Raw genomic sequence first — 21,668 nt, forward strand, 5'->3', positions numbered from 1 at the left:
ACGCAGCGCCCGCACTCACAGCTTGAGGCCGTTCAGACCGACGGCGCTGCTGACTATGCGATCCCTCAACCCCGCCGGGAGTTTCGGCAGGATTGCGCCAAGCGCGCGGGCTTCGGCGACGGCGTACCGGCGACGCGGGCGACGCGCCTCGACCGCGCGGGCGATGACCTCGGCGACCTTCTCCACCGGGCCCGGCTTGAAGCGGCCCATCGCCTTCTCGTACGCCGCCAGATGGGCCGCGTACAAGCCCACCCGCTCACGATCGGCGCGCTGCATGGCGGCGTCCGCGGCCGCACCCGCCCGAGCGAAGATCTCCGTCTCGGTCGTCCCCGGCTCGATCACCACGACCGGGATCTTCCACGCGGCCAGCTCGAGCCGGAGCGCATTCGACAGCGCCTCCAACCCGGCCTTGCTCGCCGACAGCGCACCCAGCAACGGCATCGCAACCCGCCCCGTCGCGGCACTCACATTGACGATCCTGCCGTGGCCGGCACGCACCAGGGGCAGAAACTCCCGTACGACGGCCGCCGGGCCGAGAGTGTTCACCTCGAGTTGGCGGCGCCACTCGTCGGCCGGGACCAGTTCCAGCGGGCCCTGCACGATCACGCCGGCGTTGTTGATCACTGCCCACAGCCCGTCGACCTCTCCGGCGACCCGCTTGGCCGCCATCGCGACGCTCTCCGGATCTGCCACATCCAGCGGCAGCACCCGCACCCCCGGCCCGAAATCGGCCCGTCCGCGCGCCCCGGCGTACACGGTGAAACCCCGGCGCTGTAGCAGCCGGGCCGTCGCCGTACCGATGCCGCCGGTCGCTCCGGTGACGAGAACCGCCCGTCCCTCAGTCATTTGAACCCCTCGCAAATGTTCTCATGGACATGTCCCTAGGGACATACCTGAGCATGCACATGTCCGCAGGGACATGTCAAGATGGCGGTCCAGCGAAGGAGGCGGACATGTCGTTGCGGCACGGGCTGCTCGGACTGCTAGCGGAGGGACCGGCCAGCGGGTACGACCTGGCCCGGCGGTTCACCGAGGTCCTCGGTTCGATCTGGCCGGCCCAGCACCCGAAGATCTACGCGGAGCTGAACAAGCTCGCCACCGAAGGCCTGGTCGAGGTCGAGAGCGAGGGACCGCGACGCCGGAAGGCGTACCGGATCACCGACGCCGGCGTGACAGAGGTGAAGCGCTGGCTGACCGAGGTGGACGTCGACCACACCATGCGTCTCCAGCCGATGCTGCGCTCGCTCTTCTTCTGGCTGATGGACACCGACGACCTGCAACGCCACCTCGAAGCCGAGGCGCAGTACTACGGCCGACTGGCCGAGCAGTACCGCGACTACGCCGCCCGAAAGGACCGCGGCGAGTTCGGCTACAGCCCGCAGACCCAGTCCATGCGAGTGACCATCGAAGCCGCCATCCGCCTCTACACAGCCCTCGCCGACTGGGCCGAGTGGGCCCAGACAGTTCCGCCGGCCAAGCGCTGAAAGGCCGGCCGAGCCATCCGCTCGGCCGGCCTCTTCGACTCAGCCGCGCAGGTCGAACGCGCGGAGCGTCGTCTGCTCGACCGTGCTCCCCGCCGCGTCCGATGCCTGCACCTTCAGGCTGACCGCACCGGCACCTGCGGCGTACTGCGCGGTGACGGTATAGGTCCCCTGTCGACCCCGACCGACCTTCGCCGGGATCCAGTGCCCACCGTCGTCGGTGCTCGTCCACACTCGCAGACCCGAGATCGCGGGCATCCGCGCAACGGAGGGCGCGTGGTACGCCGTTGCCGTGAAGCTGTGCGGCCGACCGGACCGCACCGTGTTGTCCAACCCGATACTCGCCCCAAGGTCAAACCCCACATACACCAACGGCTCCGGCCGGCAGGGCGCCGTCCAGCCGAAGATGAGACCCGGACAGAGCGTGCCTCCGGCGGCTCCGGGTCGAGTCACCGGCGACGAACGATAGTTCCACTCGGTCGTCGTCCGCGTGACGCTGTCCTCGGCCACCAATCTGTAATCGGCCGGCCCGGAATCCAAGTGGAACGACGGGACGAATCCGGGGTGGTACTCGATCTCCTGCCCGTTCCGGTAGAGCCTCGGGGCGGGGGCCCAGTTCCCGGAGAACCGCCCGTCCGCACTGGAGTGCGTGACGATCGGCCACAAGGTGTCACCCTGGCGACACATCATGCAGTACGCGAACGCCGACTCGGTCCCCGCCGGCGCCAGCGGGTCGAACAGGCCGTACGCGGCTGCCGGCGCGACAACAGCACCTGCTGTCAGAGGTTGTGCGTTCCACCGCTCCGTCCGTCGAGTCGCCCGGTCGACGACCTCGATCCGAGCTTCGTTCGCCCCGCTGACGGCATCGCTCACCGAACGGATCGTGACGGCACCGGCCTGCACCGGTCCGACGTACTCCGTCCTGGTCCCGGGCCCGGGCCGAACGGGGGCACTGGGATTGAGCTCGACGAGTTGCTTGCTGGTCACGGTTCCGGCGTTCGCCTTCCACAGGCCGTCGGTCCCGCCGGTCGCGTGGTACTCCGTGTCGATCCGCACCAGTTGATCGGTCTTCACCGTCGTCGACGGCGCCGTGATCCGATCCCTGAACAATGGCGCGACCTGGTAGAGATACGGGCTCTGCGGAGTGCCGTGCACGGTAATAGTCGCCGCCTCATGCTGCAGCTCCGCACGCAGCGCCCGTCCCTCCGTCGGGTGCAGCGACACGTACGGCACGCCGATCTCGGCCGTCTGCAGGTCGGAGTCGACCATGGAGATCGGCAGCGGCATCCCTGCTCCTGGCGGGCCGGCCGCCCAGGCAAGGATCCCGGCCACGCCTGCCTCCCGCAGCCTGATGACGGTCAGGATGGTCATGAGATACCGACCGCCGTCGTCGACGAGCACGAGTTTCCCGTGTAGATCACGACCCTCGATCTCCTCGGCGCTCCCGCTGCCCACGTCGACCACGGGCAGGGTCCGGGTGCCTTCGAACGAGACGTAGTCACTCGGACCTTGACCCGGCGTCGACCCGTCCGGCACGTCTCGGTCGTGCGGCATGATGCCCGGATGCAGCGCCACCGGGCGCTGTCCGTTCACCGTCATCGTCGCCTCCGGCGCTCCGAGAACCCGCGCGAACGACGACAACAGCCCGCCCGTCCGCACGCGGTGCGTAGGACTCTCATAAACCCGGGTCCCGGGCCGGCGATTGCTGAACGTGGCGTAGATCGTCCCGTCGGCCGTCGTTCGCTGGTTGAAGTCCAGCAGCCAGGCGGTCGGAGATTCCTCGGAAGGGATCGGTGTACTGACACTCTCCAGCTGGGCCTGCCGGGCATCCAAGGTCACGGTGGTGTCGCCGGACACGACCACCTCCGGCTGAAGCAGGTCGGCGAAGTTCGCGCGGTAGGACGCCCCGGACCAGTAGAACTCCGTCGCGACTTCGTAGGTCCCGGCCGGCACCTGGGCCTGCGCCAGACCGGGCTCGATGAGCTGGATCTGGCTGGGAGAGAGAGCCCCGGTGTCGCCGCCGACATCCAGCACCTCGTAGCCGTGGTTCTCGCTGGTGATTCCGTCCGACTGCTTCCCGTCACGGTCGAGGGTGCGGATGGACAGAGTGACCAACGGAGCTTGGCGGACGAGTCCGATCGGGGTGGTCAGCCGGGTGCCGGACGCCACGTTCGTCGCGACGACGGCTCCGGTGTAGGTCGCGGGGGTCAGGCGGCGTGGGTCGAACGACACCGCCGTACGGACGTGGGAGTGCGCCGGAACGGTCACCGTCCGCGCGAGTTGGAAGGCGCTGGTGGCGGAGTGCCGGCCGATCGTGGCGTGCGCAGCGAGCTGCAACCGCAGCACGACGTCCTGGTCGCCGTCGTTGACGTAGCTGAGCTGCCGGGACATTGCACCCGCTCCGTCCGGGACCAGACCGAAGTCGAGGTTCGGAGTCAGCGAGCCGACCTGCTGCGACACCGCGCGGGCGACGTCGACCCGGCCGGCGCCCTGCTCGTACACCGTGAAGCCGTCGTCCTTGGACGTGCTCATCAGCGCGGCCTTGAGCCTGGCCGGCGACCAGTCGGGGTGCTGCTGGGCCAGGATCGCGACCGCGCCGGCGACGTGCGGCGTGGCCATCGAGGTACCCGACAGGCTGGTGTAGTTGTCGTCGACGGGGACGCCCTCACTGGTCCCCGCGGCGCGTGCGGCCACGATGTCCACGCCCGGGGCAGCCAGATCCGGTTTGAGCGCGTCGTCACCGAGCCGTGGCCCCCGGCTCGAGAACCCGGGCAGCTTGTCGGTCTTGTCCGTGGCGGACACCGTCAGCGCGGCGCTGGCGGCGCCGGGCGTCGCGATCGTCCCGCCGGTCGGACCACTGTTGCCGGCAGCAACGACAAAGAGGGCGCCGGTCGAGGCGGTCAGGTCGTCCACCGCCTGGCTGAGTGGATCGGAGCCGTCGGTGGGCTCGCCGCCGAGGCTCATACTGATCACCTTGGCGCCGGACTGCGCGGCCCACTGCATGCCGGCGATGATCCAGGAGTCGTCGCCGATGCCGTCATCGGTCAGAACCTTGCCCACGGCAAGTTTCGCGCCGGGTGCGACCCCGCGGTACCGGCCGCCTGAGGCGGCGCCGTCACCGGCGACGGTCGAAGCCACATGGGTGCCGTGGCCGTTGCCGTCCTGGACCGAGGTGACGTCCGGGACGAACGACTTCGTCTGCGCGATACGTCCCGCCAGGTCGGGATGGCCGGTGTCGACGCCGGTGTCGAGGACAGCGACCGTCACGCCGGAGCCGTCGAGTCCCTTCGCCCACGCAGCCGGTGCGCCGATCAGCGGCACGCTCTTGTCGAGCGACGCCTTGACCTTCCGGTCCAGCCAGATCTTCGCGATCCCGCCGCCAAGAATCTTCGACGCGGTCGTCGTACGGATGGTCGACCAGAACGCGGCAGCGTCCTTCTTGGTCACATGGACGCCGCTGCTGTGGATGCTGGGAAGGGCGACACTGACATTGCTGGCCGGCAAGGCGTCCGCGAGCGCTCCGACGGATTCCGCCGTACGCGTCTCGGGGTACTGGACGATCAGCGGCAACTGGTCGGTGCTGCTGTCGGCATAGCCGTTCTCCACAAGGTACTTCACGTCGAACAGCTCCCGGTCGAGCAAGCCCGACTGCACGGCCGGCAACGCGTCCACCGGGTAGACGTAGAAGCCGTCGGGCCCGGCGTTCCCCACGAACGAGGGCGGTGAGCCGCCGTCCCGGGGCGCGGGGGTGACGTCGAAGCTGTAGGGACCGGCGCCGCCGCCCGAGAGGCGGATCCGGTCGCCGGTCAGCAGGGTGACCTCCTGCGGGCGGTTCAACTGGACAGTCGGGTGGGTGGCTGGGGCAGCCGCGCTGGACGGTCGGACCGGTCCGGTCGTCAACGCTGCGGCAGCGAGGGCGGTGAGTACGAGGCCGACGATCGGCCGGCGTCGTACTCGGATGGCGATTTTCACGAAACCTCCACGGTAGGGCGGGTACTGCGGGGGTCCGGGTCAGCGGGCAGGTGACCGCCGAGCCAGAACTACGAGGAGGCCGAGGGCGACGACGTCGAGAACGGCCTTGCCGACGATGTCGGCCGTGGTGGTGAGACCCGTGAAGCGGAATCCGGCCGCCATCTGCACGACCAGTGCGCCGGTGCAGGCGGCGAGCATCTGACGATCGGTCGGCGCCGCCCAGCCTCCGAGCGTCCGGATGACCACTCCCGTCGCAACGAGGGCCACCGCGACCGGGACCACGAAAGGCAGCTGCGCCATCCGGTCACCAGACGCCGCCATCCAGAGCAGTCCGAACAATGCACAGGTGGCCAGTACGGACCACAGGCCGAGCGCGTGGAGCCGACGGCCCGCAGTACTGCAGAAGCGGCGCGGCGCAGCCCGGCGGGCGAGCCAGACGAGGGCAACGATCACCACGACCGCCGGCAGTTGCCGCCCTGGCTGGACTCGGGCCGGGACGTGGAACATCTGCTCCTGGATGGTCGAGTACCAGAGCATGCCGAGAACGGCCGCGTTCAGGACGTACACCGCGGCGGTGACGATCGTGCCCGGGCGGTGCAGAAGACGGTGGTCACGCCAGGCCGGAAAGACCAGACCGGTCAGGACGATCGGGATCGCGATGCTGAAGAGGGCGTGATAGCCGATGTTCCAGAGCGCATAGGTCCAGAAGACCCCGAACGCGACGCCGTACGGATGATCGAGGATGTTCGGGGTGAACCAGAACGGCTCCACCAGCGCTTCTTCGACGATCGCGTAAGCGGCGCCGAGCAGCAGCACGGTCGGCAGACCACCGCCCCAGCGAACGGTGACCTCGCGGATCAGCAGCGCACCGCAGCCGTACAGACCGATCTGGATCAGCAGTCCGCCGATGGCGCTGAGCCGGGTCGTCCCCCACAGCACCTCGGCGACGAGCGGCGCGGCCAGAAGAAGGAACACGACCGGCAGCGCGCGACGCTTCCGCGCGGTCACGTCCGGAGTAAAGTTTATCTGATACACGAAAAGTTTATAACATAAACTTCAGCCCATGACGATCGTCTTTCCGAGACCCGTACACTCGCGTTCGTGCCGACCGAACCGGTCCCGACGATCTGGACCCAGCCACCGCCGCCCGAGCGCCGCCGGGCCCTCGGCCGCGACGAGATCGTGGCCGCCGCGATCGCGCTGCTGGACGCCGAGGGCGCCGAGGCGCTGACCATGAAGGCGGTCGCGGGGCGCCTCGGGAGCTACAGCCCGATGGCGCTGTACCGGTACGTGTACAGCAAGGAGGGCCTGGTCGACCTGGTCCTCGACGCCGCATCCGCGGAGGTCACGCTCCCGCCCGCCCCGACCGGCGACTGGCGCGACGATCTGCGCGCCGTCGCGGCAAGCTCCCGGCAGATGGTGGCCCGGCATCCCTGGTTCGCCACGTTGGTGAACACCCGCCCGCCGGCGGGACCGCACCAGATGCGCAGGCTCGAATTCATGCTCGCCACGCTGGTCGGGCAAGGCGCCGACGTCGCGGACGCGATGACGTACGCCGCTCTGCTCGACCGGCATCTGATCGGCGCCGGACTGCAGGACGCGGAGGACGAACGGATGCTCCGCCGGCACGAACTCGAGGACGGGCACAGCTTCGTCGCTGCGGTCATGGCCCTGCACGACCTGGCGGCGAAGGACGGCGAGCTGCCGCATCTGACCAGCTGGCTGGCCGCGCCGAGCGGACCGACCGGCGACCAGCGGTTCGAGCTCGGCCTGGAGTTCCTGCTCAACGGTATCGCCGAACGTCTCGCCGGCTCCCAGTCCTAGAACGCCGGAAGGCCGGCCGAGCGGGTGCTCGGCCGGCCTTCGCGGGAGGGGTTTGTTACTTGGTGCCGAAGACCTGCAGTTCGGTCATGTCGGTGAACTGGCAGCCGCCGAAGGCGCCGTCCGGGCAGTTCGTCTCGAAGTCCGGAACCTGCGGGCTGAGCATCCAGAAGCGGACGTACTGGATGTTCGTGGCGTTGCCGGTCGGGGTGAGCTCGTTGTACTTGCCGCGGTTGGCGGCGGTGAACTCGCCCTCCTGGGCGGTGGCCCAGGTCTTGCCGTCGGCCGACGTCTCGATCCGGTACTTGCCGGTCGAGGCGCTGCCCGGGTCGCCACAGGTGTTCGACGGGTCGACCGAGAACTTCGCCACGGTGACCGGGTTCGACAGCTTGATGTCGATGTGCTTGTCGATCATCTTGTTGGTCGGCGTACCGGCGTCGTCACCGGTGGTGCTGCCCCAGCCAGTGCCCTGGCTGCTGTTGATCGCGTACGCCGGCCCACACTGCGGGCTGAAGTCCGGACCGTTGAAGCCGACCACCGTGCCGCCGCCGGACGAGGCCGCCCAGTTGCGCCGCGGCATGAAGTTGGCGGACGTACCGCCGGCCTTGACCGTCAGCGGGTTGCTGAGCACCTCGTACCCGGCACCGGAGACCACGAACTTGCCGTAGGTGCCCGGCGCGACGCCGGTGATCGTGTACTTGCCGGTGGCGTCGGTCGTGGCGGAGTAGTCGCCGGCGTAGCCGGAGGAGTGACCGCCGACGAAGACCAGCGCGCCCTTCACCGGAGCGCCGGTGTCCTTGTCCTTCACCGTGCCGGTGATGGAGGTGGTGGCGCCTGTCGGCGGCTTGTGGAAGTCCTCGACCGGGAAGGCGTCGCCGCCGTCCAGGACACCGGCGTACCAGCCCATGCCGCGGTTGGCGAAGACGGTCCAGATGATGTCGGCGTTCTTGCCGCCGCTGGCGACCAGGTCGGCCTGGACGATCGCGTTGCGCATGTCGAGCATCGTCGGGTCGGCCGGCGACAGCTCCATCGCGCGGGTGATGATGCTCATCGCGTAGCTACGGCCGAAGCGCTCGCGCAGGTCCCACAGCGTCTGCGCCCAGACCTCGCCGGAGGCGTGGACCTCGGGCGCGCCGCCGATGGTCGGGAAGTCGGCGTAGGTGTAGCCGCCCTTCGAACCGTCGGGCTGGATGCAGTTCGGGCTGACGGCCTTCACGCGGCAGTCGATCGCCTGGGTCCGGAACAGCTCGCCGTGCGAGACGTACCGGCCCTCGAGAACCTCGCCCGCAGCGGTGGTGTCCTTCTCCAGACCGTGCGAAACCAGGTAGTCCATCGCGTAGAAGTCGCTCCACGCCTCACCCATCGAGCCGGCCTGGATGCTGTTCAGCGTCGAGTTGCCGGTGGCGTCGACGACCAGGCGGTTGGACAGACCGTGGGTGTACTCGTGGTACAGGATGCTGGCGTCGTTCGCGCCGCTGGACGGAACGTAGCCCTCCTGCTCGTCGGTCGTGCCCGGGAAGTGCCACAGGTACATCTGCATGGTCGGCGACTGGCCGTCCGGCGGGGTCGACATGTTCGCGTTGTCGATGTGGTTGGCGTCGGGGCCGCCGTTCGCGGCGGTGGCCGCGCCGTCCAGCGCGTTCAGCATCACCGGGTCGCCGCCCGCCGCGTCGAACGAGCCGGCCGCCGGGGTGAAGCTGATCGGCGGCTTGGCCAGCCAGTCGTGGTAGTTGCTGGCCAGGTAGAACGCGTTGGTGACGTCCTGGTTCATGTTGGTCTTCCAGGAGTCCGGCTTGGCCGGGTCCCAGGTGCAGATGAACGCGGCCGAGCAGAACGACGAGGCGTTCTGGAACGTCGTCAGCTTGTACTGCGAGCCGGTCTGGGTGCCCGGCACCTTGACGGTCTCGCCCGGGTTCGGCGCGTTGTCGTCGTTGACGTCGGCGAAGGCAGACACCGACGTACCGTCGAGGAGGGTCTTCGCGTTCTTCGGCAGCCACTTGTTGTAGATCAGGTTCTCGGTGCGCTGCGTGCCGCCCTTGGCCGCACCCGGGTAGTAGTCCTGCACCAGCGCGTCGCCGTTGCCCTCGCTGACGAGGTCCTTGCGGTAGAGGGTGGCGCCGGTCTGGGCGTCGACGACGTGGCTGTAGATGTTCTGGCCACCGGAGTTGGTGTAGGTCAGCCAGCCCTTCTGCAGCCCGTCGGCGGTGTGGAACCACACCTGCTGGGCGGTGTCGCCGTTGCTCCACTTGGTGTTCACACCGGACGTGGTCGCGGTCGCGGACTTCGGCGTACCGCCGACGTCCTTGATGGCGGCGCTGCGGGCGCCGGCCGCGGAGACCTTCGGGTCGGCCTCGGCCGACCGCGTCTGCGCGGCCGTGGTGAGACCGGAGACGGGCGAGCCCATCAGGGAGATCAGCTCTCCGTGCTTGGTGACGTTGGCCTTCAGGCCGTTGCCGAAGACCTCGACGCCGTCGACCACCTGGGTCCAGAAGATGTGGTGCGTACCGAGGTCGTCGACGTAGTCCTTGCGCAGCTTCAGCGTGCCGAGGTCCGCGGCGGAGAGCTTGAAGATCTCCGGGTGGGCCTTCACGTAGCCGAGCGCGACGTCGGTGGCCGACTTGGCGCTCTTGCCGGTCAGGAAGCCGTTCAGCTTGGTGACCTGGGCCGGAGTTCCGGTGTTCGGGTCGACCTGGACGACGCCCTGGGTTCCGAGCGAGTCGCGGAACTTCTTCGCGGCGGCCGTCTCCTTGCCCTGGACCTGGGCGGAGCGGGCGTAGGTGGTCTTCGCGTTCGGCGTGCGGGCGTCGTAGTTGCCCTTACGCTCCTTGCTCGAAGTCTTCTGGTCGGCCTGCGCGGGCTTCTTGCCCTCGCTGCCGGGTTTCTGCGCGGCGTCCGCGCCACCGGCGGTCATGGCCAGCACGACGGCGGCCGCGGAGACGGCGGAGACTGCCAGGAGCCCCCGCCCTCTGCGTGATGTGGTCACAGCAAATCTCCATGAAGTTCGTATTAGCGGGTCGCCCTCAACGACCCGTCCCGGGGGCTGACCTTAAGCCTGTGGGGCCCTCCGGGGAAGAGAAATCCCCGGAATGTCGTGGAGTCGAGGGTTGTCCTTCGTGCCCGGAACAGTACTAGGAGCGACCGGACAATGGTTGCACGCAGCCACTGTCCGGTCGCGCCGTGTCATACCGGTGTCATTCGTTCGTCAGAACGCGCCGGCGCCGTTCGGAGTACCGAGGCCGGTCGGGCCGTCCCATCCCGCACGGGCGTTGCACCACTGGGTCGTGGGGCACGAGCCGTTGCTGCCGCTGGTCACGTCGAACAGCGAGCCCGGGTGGGCGTACGGGAACGCGTTCGCGTACCCGCTGGTGTTGCCGGACAGCGCGTAGACCGCGGCGATGATCGGCGCGGCCTCACTCGTCCCGCCGAACTGCGCCCAGGTCGACGCCGTCTTGCTGGTCGGGTAGTAGATCGCCATCCCGCCCTTGCCCGGATCGGCCGCGGCGGAGACGTCCGCCATCGCCCGCTTCGAGCAGCCGGTGCTGAACGACGCTGCGCCCGGCAGTGCGGTGTTGTACGTCGAGCAGCCCGAGCCCGCACCGCTCCACACACTCTCGCTCCAGCCCCGAGAGTTGCTGGCGGCAACCAACGACGTACCGCCGACGGCCGTCGTGTACGACGAGGACGCCGGGTAGCTGCCGCCCTGGTAACCGTCGTCACCGGTGGAGGCGGTGACCGCGATACCCGGGTGGTTGTAGTACTTGCCATAGGTCGAGTCGGAGGCGTCGCCGCCGCCGTAGCTGTTCGAGATCGCGACCACGCCGGCCTGCTTGGCCGCGGTCTGGACCGCGGTACCGAGGTCGGCGAAGCTGGCGGAGTTGGCCTGTACGACGACGATCTTCGCGTCCGGCGCCGCTGCGGAGACCGCGTCGACGTCGAGCGCCTGCTCACCGGCCCAGCCCACGTTGAACGTCGGCAGCGACGTACCGCCGGTCTGGTTGATGACCTTCAGGCAGCCGTTGGCCGTCGTACACGCGGACAGGCCGAACTGCGACCGGTACACACCGAGGTCGCGCTCCAGGTTCGGGTAGCCGTAGGCGTCGACGATGGCGACCGTGCGGCCGCCGGCGCTGAGGCCGTTGAGCTTGTACGCGTCACGCAGACCGGTTGGGGTCAGGCCGGTCGACGGCGGCGCGCTCGACTTCGGTGCGAACCCGTCGGGGTCCACGAGTTTCACCGCGTTGCAACTTGCGGTGTGCTTGGCCTTGGCGGTCGAGCACACGCGGGCGGCGTGCTTCCCGGCGGTGTAGGGGGTCGCCGCGTCGGCTCCCGATGCGGACAGTGCTTGGACGGTCAGTCCCGCGACGGCCAGTGCGCCGACGCCCAGGGCGGACACGAGAATCCGTTGCCTCAACGGACTCCTCGAGTTGGGCAGACCTCCGCTCACGAACCCTTACGGCCGGGGCGGAGGCCAGCATTTATTGGGGGGTGCTCGCATCGTCCGTCCGCCGGGCAGAGGGATGCCAGCGATCGGACCGCTGACAAATGTCATGGGTGGACCCATGACAACCGACCCGATCGGAGCCGAATTTCCGCGTAATCGCGGGCCTACGGAGGGTATACATAACGGTGAAGGATTCCCCCTGAGTTTCTCCGGGCCCGACCCTTGACACGGTTTGGACAGCCGGGGCTATGCTGCCGGGAACCTTCGAGAAATCGATTTCCCTGCCTGGAGGTCCGGCCATGGATCAGCCCCTGCTCAGTCGGCGACACCTGCTCCAGGCGACCGGCGGTACTGCCCTCGCCGCCGCGCTGGCCGCCTGTGGTGATGGCGGCGGGAGCGGCGGCGGATCGTCGTCGAAGGAGCTCTCGTTCGTCTACATGGGCACGGCCGAGCAGCAGGCGACCTGGAACAAGCTGTTCGCGAAGTTCAGCGAGCAGCACCCGGAGATCAAGCTCAAGGCCGAGGGCATCCCGCTGTCGAACTGGGGCGACTTCTTCAACAAGCTGTCCACCCGGATCGCCGGCGGTCAGGTCCCGGACGTCATCCAGATCGCCACCGAGGGCCAGCGCCTGTTCGCCTCCAAGGGCCTGCTCGCACCGCTCGACGACTACATCAGCAAGGACAAGTCGACGATCGACGAGTACTACGCCGACATGGATCCGAACCTGGTCGAGTGGGACAAGAAGTACGCCTCCACCGACGGCAAGACGTACTACCTGCCGGGCGAGTTCAACACGATGTGCATGTGGTACTCGAAGGACCTGTTCGCGAAGGCCGGCGTACCGGAGCCGACGCCGAAGTGGACGTGGGACGACTTCCGGCACGCGTGCGAGCAGATCAAGGCCAAGACCGGCGCGTTCGGGTACGCCGCGGGCCCGGAGTACTTCGCGGCGATCATGCCGTGGCTGTTGACGAACGGGACCAGCAGCTTCAGCGACGACTGGTCGAAGCCGACGTACGACGACCCGAAGGTGATCGAGGCGGCCGACTTCAACCGCAAGCTGGTGGCCGACAAGCTGTCGCCGCCGCCCGGCGGCACGTTCGACGCGACGACCGCAGCGGCCCAGGGCAAGCTGGCGATGTTCGGCGGCGGGCGCTGGCCGATCATCAGCATCCGGAACCTCAAGGCGACCGCGAAGATGGGGATCGTGCCGTGGCCGGTGAAGGCCGGGCAGGGCTCGCCGGTCGGCTGGAACGGCTACCCGATCCTGAAGGCGTCGAAGAAGAAGGACGACGCCTGGACCTTCATCAAGTTCCTGATCTCCAAGGAAGGCTCGTCGTTCTTCGCCCAGCTCGGCGGCACGATCGTCCCGGCCCGCAAGTCGGTCGCGAACAGCCAGTCGTTCCTCGAGGACGCGCCGAAGGGTACGGAGTACCTGTACCAGGCGCTCTCGTACGCGACCCCGATCCCCTCGCCGGACAAGGGCGCCGCCATACAGAAGGCGATCGAGGACGGGTGGAAGCAGGTGCTCACGGGTAACGCGGCGCCGGCCGACGCGCTCGGTAAGGCGCAGACCACGCTGGAGGGATTGGTCTGAAACCCCAACGCCGGGACTGGCTGCCGGGCTACCTGTTCATCAGCCCGGCGCTGCTTCTCTTCCTGCTCTTCGTCGCGCTGCCCCTGGTCGCGGCGTTCGCCCTGAGCCTGTTTCACTGGGACCTGCTGAGTACGCCGGAATTCGCCGGGCTGGACAACTTCAAGCAACTGGTGAACGACGGCGCGACGATCCGCGCGGTCGTCAACACCTTCGTGTTCGCGCTCGCGTCGGTGGTGACGCACATCGGCATCGGGATGCTGCTCGCTCTCGGAGTGCACCGGACGATGACGCGCGGCACGAAGTACTTCGTCAGGACCGCCTACTTCTTTCCGTTCCTGGTGTCCTGGGCCGCCGTCGCGCTGATCTGGAAGTACGTCCTGGATCCGGCGTTCGGATTGGCGAACTACTACCTCTCGTCGACGACGAACTGGTTGGCCTCACCAACGTGGGCGTTGCCGACGCTGATCGTGGTCGACTGGTGGCACACGATCGGGTACACGTTCATCATCCTGCTGGCCGGCCTGCAGACCGTGCCGGCGCAGTTGCACGAGGCGGCGCGGGTGGACGGCGCGAACGCGTGGTGGCGGTTCTGGAGCGTGACGTTGCCGGTGATGTCGCCGACGATCTTCTTCGCCACGGTGATCACGTTCATCGGCGCGTTCCAGATCTTCGACCCGATGGTGATCATGACGCAGGGCGGTCCGGACGGCGCGACCCGCAGCATCGTGCAGTACACCTACGAGAAGGGCTTCCAGTCCTTCGAGGTCGGGTACGCCGCCGCGCTGTCGCTGGTGCTGTTCGTGGTGATCATGATCGTGACCGGTCTGCAGTTCCGGCTCAGCCGACGGTGGGTGCACCAATGAGAGGCAAGCTGCTCGACCTCGTCCTGGTCCTCGGCGGGCTGTTGATGATCGCGCCGCTGGTCTGGTTGATCGTGAACGCGTTGTCCGAGCCGATCAACGCGTTCCAGCTGCCGCCGCAGTGGATCCCGCGGCCGCCGACGCTGCAGAACTTCCAGCAGGTGCCGGATCTGATCCCGTTCGCGCAGATGGCGTGGAACAGCCTGCAGATCGCGGTGCTCACGACGGCCGGCGCGTTGCTCACCAGCGCGTTGGCGGCGTACGCGTTCAACCGGCTGCGGTTCCCGGGGCGCGACCAGATCTTCTCGGTGCTGCTCGCGGCGCTCGTCGTACCCGTGCAGCTGACGGTGGTGCCGATCTTCATCATGATGCGCTGGCTGCATCTGGTGGACACGACCGTGGCGATCTGGCTGCCGGCGTTGGTGAACGTGTTCGGCATCTTCTTCCTGCGGCAGTACATCTCCTCGATCCCGCGGGAGCTCGACGAAGCCGCGATCATGGACGGCGCCGGGCACTTCTGGATCCTGTTCCGGGTGATCCTGCCGCTCGCGCGGCCCGGCCTGACCGCGCTGGGGATCTTCGTCTTCGAGGCCTCCTGGAACAACTTCTTCTGGCCGTACATCTTCCTGTCGTCCCCGGAGAAGATGACGCTGCCGGTCGGCCTGGTGTCGTTGCAGGGCGCGATGGGCGGCGGTCCGGCGGTCGTGCTGTTCGCTGCGATCACGCTGGTGGTCCTGCCGATCCTCGTGTTGTTCTTGATCTTCCAGCGCTCGTTCATCGCCTCCATAGCCTCGACAGGCATCCGGGCATGACCTACTTACCCGCGGCCTTCAAGGCGCTGTGGCACGAGCTCCCGGTCCTGGCTGCCGCGGGTGTCCTGGTCTGCGCGGCCTCTGGTCTCGTCGTCCTTGTCAGCCCCGGCCTGTCCCCGCTGAGCCTCCTGCTTGGCGCTGTCGTGGTCGGGCCGACGTGGGCGGCCGTGACTGCCACGACCGACTCCATCGTCCGCGACGATCGCGGCGGTGTCCTGCTACTGCTCCGGAACCTCAAGCGCCACACTCCTGCCGGCCTCGAGGTTGCCTGCGTGCCTGCCGTCGTCACTGCGCTCGCGCTGCTCAACTGGACGGTGTACTCCGGCCCGCTGTTCGCCGTGCCGCTCGCAGTCAGCTGTTGTGCGAGTGTCTTGCTGCTGCTCGCCTCCTGCTACGCGTTCAGCCTGCGGGTCACCTCCGGTCTGCGCGGCAAGACGCTCTGGCTTGTTGCATTGCAACTAGTTGCACGCGCACCACTGGTACCCCTCGGCGTACTGGCGCTGGCCTTCATCGCCCTACTGCTGGGCACCTCCGTGACTGCTTCCTTGCTGCTGCTCGCTCCCGGTCCGGTGGCGTTGTTCGCCTCCGCCGGCACATGGACGGAGAAACATGCACTACACCGGTGACAACCTTCGACACTTCGCCCTGCCGCTGGGAGGTCTCGGCACCGGCACGGTCGCGCTGGCGGGCAACGGCGCCCTCCGCCAATGGCAGCTGCACAACATCGGCAATCACGAAGCGCATGTGCCCGACAGCTTCTTCGCCCTTCGTCTCTCGCGAGTAGAACCGCCCCTGGACGAGATCCGGCTCCTCCAGGGGCCTCCGCTCGAACAGTCGGACACTCCGCTGGTGACCGACGACGTGGTGCCGGCCAGTGAGAGGCGACTGCAGGAAGTCATCCCGCCGATCGGTCCGACCAACGTCACTGCGACGTATCCGCAGGCGCATGTGGACTACGAGACCGATCTGCCTCTCCAGCTGAGCCTGGACGTGTTCAACCCGCTGGTTGCAGCCGATGCTGATGTCAGCTCGCAGCCGGTGGTGGGGTTCTCGTTCACGTTGCACAACCCGGGCGAGATCGCACTGCACGGCAAGCTGGCGGGCGCACTGCAGAACTCCGTCGGCTGGGACGGCGTCACCCCGATCGACGGAGTCAGTTGCAGCCTCTACGGCGGCAACACCAACCGCATCCGGCGCACGCCCGGCTGGACGCAACTCGTCCTCGAGAACACCGCCCTGCCCGTCGACCACCCCGGCGCTGGGCAACTGGTGCTCGCGACCGACGCAGCTGATTCGCTCGTCCACCCGCAATGGACGCGCCCCGAAGAATTCGTTGCCTTCCTCAACGGACCGACCACACCTGCCGCTGGCGCGAGTGCATCAGGCAGCACCTGGAACGGCGGCGTGGCCGTGCCGTTCAACCTCGAGCCCGGCGAGACCAAGCAGGTGCGTTTCCTGATCGCATGGCATTTCCCGAACCGATATGTCGACTTCAACCAGTTCGGCCCGCATCCGGAGTACGGCCACAGCCGCTTCTGGCTGGGCAACGCGTACACCAACCGCATCCCGGATGCGATCGCTGCCACCGAGTCCTTCATCGCCAACTGGACCGAGCTGCAGACGCTCACAACAGCCTGGACCGACGCCTTCGAGAACAGCACTCTCCCCGGCGAGGCCGGCTCGCGGCTTGCTGCCCTCGTGGCCGACGTTCGCAGCCCAACGGTGTTCCAGACCGCCGACGGCGACGTGCTGGGGTTCGAGGGTGTGCTCGGTGCGTCCACAGTGATGTGGGGCGGCCGGTACGGCGGATCGTGTCCGCTCAACTGCACGCACGTGTGGAACTACGAGCAGACACTCTCCCGGCTGTTCCCGTCGCTGGAGCGGAACATGCGGGACACGGAGTACGACGTCATGCAGGCGCCGGAGGGCTACATCCCACATCGGGTGCGTGCACCGCTCTACATGAAGCAACTGTGGGACGTGGTGATCGGTGGGCCGGAGGAGCCCGCATTGGACGGCATGCTCGGCAGCGTGCTGAAGACGTACCGCGAGGTACGCCAGGGCGCCGGTCTGGACTGGCTGGGTGGACGCTGGCCTCAGGTCGTCCGGTTGCTCGACCACATCCATGGCAAGTGGCTGCGTGACGGCGTACTGCGTGGCATCCAGCCCAGCACGCACGACATCGACCTATGTGGCGTCAACTCGTTCATGGGCACGCTCTGGTTGGCAGCGTTGCGTGCGGCCGAGGAGATGGCGCTCCTGCTCGGTGAGGACGGGACGTCGTACCGGAAGCTGTTCGAGGCGGGGAGCACGGCGTACGACGAGCTGCTGTTCACCGGCGAGTACTACCGGCAGATCCTGGACGCCGACGAGACCAGGGACTTCCAGTGGGGCGATGGCTGTCTCGCTGACCAGCTGATCGGGCAGTGGTGGGCGCATCAGCTCGAGCTCGGCTACATCCTCCCGGCCGACCACGTGCGGACCGCGCTGCGCAACGTCGTACGGCACAACCTGCGGGCGGGCTTCCAGGACTTCGAGCACCCGTACCGCGTGTTCGCCGACGGCGACGACACCGGGCTCCTCATGTGCACGTGGCCCCACGGCGGCCGGCCCGAAGTACCGACCCGGTACTGCGACGAGGTGTGGACCGGCTCGGAGTACCAGGTCGCCGCCCACTGCCTGTACGAGGGCCTCACCGACGAAGGCATGTCCGTCCTGGACGGCCTCTGGACCCGGTACGACGGCACCCGCCGCAATCCCTTCAACCCGATCGAATGCGGCGACCACTACATCCGCAACGCCGCCGGCTGGTCCGTCCTCGAAGCCCTGACCGGCTACCACTACAACGCGCTCACCAAGTCGATCGCCTTCGCCCCACTCGCCGTAGCCCGGTCGGCCGACACCTGGCAGTTCCCCTTCACCACCAACACCGGCTGGGCCACCGCCACCTACTCCGCAGACACCCTCACCCTCACCTGCCAGGCAGGCCACCTGGACCTCTCATCGGTCCTCGTAGAGGGCGCCGAACACTCGATCGACGCCCGCGTCTACCCCGGCAAACCCTTGGTCATCCAGCCGCGCCGGTGACGGTCACCTCGGTTAGGTGGAAGGTGTTGTTGGCCGAGTTGGAGATGCCTTCTACGCGGACGTAGCGGGCCACGGTTTCGGTGTGGAAGGTGTCGCCGGCGTCTACCACCGGTGTGGTGCCGCCGCGACCGCCTAGTAGGTACCAGGTCGTGCCGTCCTGACTGCCTAGTAGCCGGTAGTTGTAGTAGCGGGTGCCGTCCACGTAGTTCCGGACGTTGACGCTGGACACCTGTGACGACGCGCCCAGATCCACCTGCCACCAGGTCGGGCCAAGCGGGCCGCCCCAGTACGGGTTGTTGGAGCGGCTGCCGTCGTTCGCTGCTGTCGCGGGGTGCCCGTCCTCCGAGCCGAGGGCGGTGACCGGCTTGCCGACGCTGAGTACCGCGTCGCTCGACGTGTCCCGCGGCTCGTACGGCGACACCGTGAAGCCGTGGAACGTCGCAACGCCCGTGACCCCTGTATGGGTATTCACAGCGCTCATGAACACGCCGACGTCCTGGACCGCCGCCGCAGCCGGCACCACAGCCGACCCGGCAACCGTCCAGTTCACCCCGTCCTGACTGCAGGCGCCGCTGAGCTTCCCACCAGACCGGGCGATCCGCACGTAAACCGGCGCAGTGAAACCGTCCGCAGCTGTATAGGTGTCGAGCTTCCCGTCACCGTTGGAGTCCCAGCTGAACAGACACCCGTGCTGCGGAGTGACCGCGATGTTCGCGTAGCCGACCGGAGCGGCTGCCGACAGGTCGTTGCCGACCAACAGCCCAGCCCGGCCGTACGGCGCGGTCGCGTCCTGCGAGGTGACCTCGCTGGTGACCGCTTGTCCTTCGCCGAGCACCTGTGAGCGGTAGACGGTGCCGTGCTCGTCGGTGTCCTTCCACATGTCATCGCCGCCACCGGCGATGCCCACGTCGTCGCCCGACACAGCAAAGCTCGCGTCGTTGGTCGACATGGTCTTCCACGGCGTACCGACGTCACCGCTGACCAGCAGCCGAGTGCTCCCCGACTCGGACGCGGCCGCGGTACCGGACTGCCACCTCACAGTGCCGGTCAACGTCGGCACGTCCATCGCATGAGCCCCGGCCGGCACGGTCACCGAATAGACAACGCTGAACGTGCCACCAGCCGGAACCTGAGCGGCCACGGTCGGCCCGACCGGCTTCACCTTGTACGACGGCGGAGCACTCAGCCCCACTCGCACCGCACGAGCCGGCCGGAGTGTGTTCGTGTTGGTGTACGTCGCCGTGACGCGCACCGTCGCACCAGGCCGGACCCCACGCGCCGCCGGCTCGACCCGGACCGCGCCGGTCGGGATCGCCGCGATCTGCGACGCCAACTGATACGCATCGCCCCGCGCCTTGACCGGGTACGGCGTATCCGTGTGCGCCCAGCGCTCCGCATAGGCCTTCCAGTCGATAGTGGCGACCGGCTGACCACTAGATAGTGCAGTGTCGAGCGAAGCGAAGTACGTGCGCCAGCGACCGCCGTAGTAGTCGCCGACCAGACCGTTCCACTCCCGCCGGGCGTAGTCCTGCAGGGTCGCGGCACCAGTCCAGTCGGTCACCAGAGTGCGTACGTCGTACCGCAACGCCGCCGCCTCTTCGGGCGACGCGGCCTGCGCCGTCGCACCCGCCAGCCACGAGCCGAGCAGGAAGTTGTCATCGGTGCCGAGCAGATCGTCGAGCAGGTCGATCCGCCGCGACCAATCCGCCGTCAGCTTCCGGAACGCTGTCAGATCACCGGAGTGGTACGCGGACGCAATCCGTGGCAGCAGCGTGCGACTGTCGTTCGCAGCCACCTGGCGTGCAGCGTCCACGAGGTCATAGCGGTACGCCGTACTCCGGCGTAGCCCTGGCTGTACCGCCAGCAGCTCACCGAGCGCCTGGCGGAAGACCTCCGGGTCGTACGGGATCGCCGTACCGCTGACACCCAGGCTGGGCTCGTAGTCGTACAGCCCGGTCGGATGCTTGCTGTCTGCCTCGGCAGGCCAGCTGTAGACGGTGCCGGCCAGGATTCGCCACGCGGCGATCGCATGCGGGTCGGCCGCGCCGTACCGGCTGGTGGCGTAGTCGGCGAACCACTGCTGCAGGTCCACCGGCTGGCTCTCCCAGGCCAGGTCGGTGAAGAACGCCACCGCGGCCGGGTTGTTGTCGATCGCCTCCGGCATCAGCGCGATGCCGTTCAACGCAGTACCCGGTTTGTCCAGCCAGGCATGGAACTTCTGGTTCCACAGCGCCAGGCTGGCGCCCAGGTTCGAGTGGCCACCGAAGTTCCAGATCGTGCCGAACGCGTACGGCGTACCGAGGAAGTCCTTGTCCCGGTCGGTGATGTTCGGCGCCTCGGAGATGCCGTCGACGACCAGCATCTTGGAGCGGTCGATCGACTGCAGCGTGGCCGGCAGCGGGTTCTTCTGCCAGCCGAGGATGGTCCAGATCGCACCGGGGTGCGCCGTCTCCAGCGCGGCCTGCACAGCCCTCGAGGCATCAGGGACGCTTACATCGCCGGCCGTGCCGCCCTCGTGCAGCAGGTCCATCTTGTACATCGTGCTGGCACCGAACAGCTCGGTCTGGACTCGGTAGAACTCGGCTGCGACCTGTGCGAACACCGGATTGGTCGGATCGAGCCAATCCGGCCGGGCCAGACCGTCCCACTTGCCCTGCGGCACTGTCTTTGCACCAGGGTTCCGGGTGGTGAAGCCGGACGGCACAGTGCCGAAGTAGCCGGGCAGCACTGGCACCATGCCCAGCTCACGGAGGTGGTCGGCCATCTGCTTGCCGAGCACAGTCCGGCGGTCGATGAGCTGCTGAGAGATCGGACTGCCGAGACAGCACTCGTTCTGCAACAGCCACCAGGCCTGGTGCGCAGGCTGCGGGATCCAGGCACGCAGCTCGTCGGCGGAGTACCCGAACTTCTGGAAGGCCTGTTCGTAGACGGCCTCCTGGCCTTCGTACACCAGCACCTGGTTGATGCCGTGCAGCGCGAGTACGTCGATGCGGCGCTGCCACTGCGACCAGCTGAGGTACGGGCCGGCGTACCCCTCATTGGTGTCGTTGAGAGCGAACCGGTTGTCGACGGATGCACGCTGCTCGGTCGGCTGTGCCGGCAGTGGGAGCCGAGCGGGCAGGTTCAGCTGCTCGCCCTCCAGCTCGATGTCGGCATGCACGACGTGCCGCAGGTACCAGCCGAAGCCGGTCAGCTGCACGGCCGGAGTGGTGCCGGCGATCACCAACTTGCGGCCGGCGGCGAACACGCGGAAATAGTCCTTGCCGGTGCCGCGGTCGAGCGTCTGCAGCGTGACCTGGTCGGCGTAGCGCCGGCCGACGAGCCGGACCAGGGCATCACGCGCCGGGGAAGCAGCAGCTGAAGCGGCAGGTGGAGCGGCGGCAGGTACAGAGGCTTGCGCGGCGGGCGTGATCGCAAGCGGAATGAGCACAAGAAGAGCAGTCACTGCTGCGCGAAAGGAAGGTCTCATGGCGGGTCACCTCGGGCGAAGGCCAACGCACTTAAGAACGGATCATTCCGAAAGAAGTTTCCGGATGAGCCTTCCCTCTCGGGCAAGATCTGTCAACCAATAGAAGAGTGCCGGCCGTCCGGCAACG

General features: G+C 67.9%; 13 protein-coding genes. 7 read left to right on the forward strand and 6 right to left on the reverse strand.

Annotated elements, in window-relative coordinates; all coding sequences use genetic code 11:
• Positions 1-15 precede the first annotated feature (15 nt).
• Positions 16-846, reverse strand: a complete 831-nt coding sequence (locus ACIA58_RS04905; RefSeq protein WP_396402256.1) for an SDR family NAD(P)-dependent oxidoreductase — start codon at positions 844-846, stop codon at positions 16-18.
• A gap of 107 nt (positions 847-953) precedes the next feature.
• Between ACIA58_RS04905 and ACIA58_RS04910 the strand changes: the two genes are divergently transcribed.
• The gene (locus ACIA58_RS04910; RefSeq protein ID WP_396402257.1) at positions 954-1,484 is read left to right on the forward strand and encodes a helix-turn-helix transcriptional regulator; all 531 of its coding nucleotides are present in this window, start codon (positions 954-956) and stop codon (positions 1,482-1,484) included.
• 39 nt (positions 1,485-1,523) lie between these two features.
• Here ACIA58_RS04910 and ACIA58_RS04915 read toward each other — a convergent pair whose 3' ends face one another.
• Together ACIA58_RS04915 and ACIA58_RS04920 are read right to left on the reverse strand one after the other, a co-directional pair.
• Entirely contained in the window at positions 1,524-5,453 is a 3,930-nt protein-coding gene (locus ACIA58_RS04915; protein ID WP_396402258.1) for a S8 family serine peptidase, read from the reverse strand.
• A 39-nt stretch (positions 5,454-5,492) separates the two neighbouring features.
• Positions 5,493-6,461, reverse strand: coding sequence for a hypothetical protein (locus ACIA58_RS04920; protein ID WP_396402259.1), 969 nt, complete (start codon positions 6,459-6,461; stop codon positions 5,493-5,495).
• Positions 6,462-6,554: 93 nt separating this feature from the next.
• On the opposite strand from ACIA58_RS04920, the gene ACIA58_RS04925 reads away from it, so the two are divergent.
• On the forward strand, positions 6,555-7,277 hold the full coding sequence (locus ACIA58_RS04925; protein ID WP_396402260.1) for a TetR/AcrR family transcriptional regulator: 723 nt from the start codon (positions 6,555-6,557) through the stop codon (positions 7,275-7,277).
• Positions 7,278-7,332: 55 nt separating this feature from the next.
• Here ACIA58_RS04925 and ACIA58_RS04930 read toward each other — a convergent pair whose 3' ends face one another.
• Complete coding sequence (locus ACIA58_RS04930; RefSeq protein WP_396402261.1) at positions 7,333-10,257, reverse strand: M36 family metallopeptidase; 2,925 nt, start codon at positions 10,255-10,257, stop codon at positions 7,333-7,335.
• A 219-nt stretch (positions 10,258-10,476) separates the two neighbouring features.
• A complete protein-coding gene (locus ACIA58_RS04935; protein WP_396402262.1) occupies positions 10,477-11,685 on the reverse strand; it encodes a hypothetical protein in 1,209 nt (402 codons plus the stop codon).
• Positions 11,686-12,014: 329 nt separating this feature from the next.
• Between ACIA58_RS04935 and ACIA58_RS04940 the strand changes: the two genes are divergently transcribed.
• The 5 genes from ACIA58_RS04940 (at position 12,015) to ACIA58_RS04960 (ending at position 18,072) form a co-directional block, all read left to right on the forward strand.
• A complete protein-coding gene (locus ACIA58_RS04940) occupies positions 12,015-13,313 on the forward strand; it encodes an ABC transporter substrate-binding protein (RefSeq protein WP_396402263.1) in 1,299 nt (432 codons plus the stop codon).
• A 170-nt stretch (positions 13,314-13,483) separates the two neighbouring features.
• On the forward strand, positions 13,484-14,176 hold the full coding sequence (locus tag ACIA58_RS04945; protein ID WP_396402264.1) for a carbohydrate ABC transporter permease: 693 nt from the start codon (positions 13,484-13,486) through the stop codon (positions 14,174-14,176).
• Positions 14,173-14,985: a carbohydrate ABC transporter permease gene (locus ACIA58_RS04950; RefSeq protein ID WP_396402265.1), complete on the forward strand. Its 813-nt coding sequence runs from the start codon at positions 14,173-14,175 to the stop codon at positions 14,983-14,985. Before ACIA58_RS04945 ends, ACIA58_RS04950 begins: the two co-directional genes overlap by 4 nt.
• Positions 14,982-15,611, forward strand: a complete 630-nt coding sequence (locus ACIA58_RS04955; protein ID WP_396402266.1) for a hypothetical protein — start codon at positions 14,982-14,984, stop codon at positions 15,609-15,611. Before ACIA58_RS04950 ends, ACIA58_RS04955 begins: the two co-directional genes overlap by 4 nt.
• A complete protein-coding gene (locus ACIA58_RS04960) occupies positions 15,595-18,072 on the forward strand; it encodes a GH116 family glycosyl-hydrolase (RefSeq protein ID WP_396402267.1) in 2,478 nt (825 codons plus the stop codon). The genes ACIA58_RS04955 and ACIA58_RS04960 overlap by 17 nt, the downstream gene beginning before the upstream one ends.
• On the opposite strand, the gene ACIA58_RS04965 is transcribed toward ACIA58_RS04960, so the two are convergent.
• On the reverse strand, positions 18,053-21,541 hold the full coding sequence (locus tag ACIA58_RS04965; protein WP_396402268.1) for an alpha-N-acetylglucosaminidase TIM-barrel domain-containing protein: 3,489 nt from the start codon (positions 21,539-21,541) through the stop codon (positions 18,053-18,055). The two genes, ACIA58_RS04960 and ACIA58_RS04965, sit on opposite strands and share 20 nt — an antisense overlap.
• Positions 21,542-21,668: the final 127 nt, after the last annotated feature.

The organism is Kribbella sp. NPDC051586 (assembly GCF_044453965.1).
Lineage (GTDB): Bacteria > Actinomycetota > Actinomycetes > Propionibacteriales > Kribbellaceae > Kribbella.

Excerpts from the sequence above, each read along its gene's own strand:
- ACIA58_RS04905 (WP_396402256.1), bottom strand. The coding sequence starts at position 846 with ATGACTGAGGGACGGGCGGTTCTCGTCACCGGAGCGACCGGCGGCATC.
- ACIA58_RS04910 (WP_396402257.1), top strand. The coding sequence starts at position 954 with ATGTCGTTGCGGCACGGGCTGCTCGGACTGCTAGCGGAGGGACCGGCC.
- ACIA58_RS04940 (WP_396402263.1), top strand. The coding sequence starts at position 12,015 with ATGGATCAGCCCCTGCTCAGTCGGCGACACCTGCTCCAGGCGACCGGC.
- ACIA58_RS04950 (WP_396402265.1), top strand. The coding sequence starts at position 14,173 with ATGAGAGGCAAGCTGCTCGACCTCGTCCTGGTCCTCGGCGGGCTGTTG.
- ACIA58_RS04955 (WP_396402266.1), top strand. The coding sequence starts at position 14,982 with ATGACCTACTTACCCGCGGCCTTCAAGGCGCTGTGGCACGAGCTCCCG.
- ACIA58_RS04960 (WP_396402267.1), top strand. The coding sequence starts at position 15,595 with ATGCACTACACCGGTGACAACCTTCGACACTTCGCCCTGCCGCTGGGA.
- ACIA58_RS04965 (WP_396402268.1), bottom strand. The coding sequence starts at position 21,541 with ATGAGACCTTCCTTTCGCGCAGCAGTGACTGCTCTTCTTGTGCTCATT.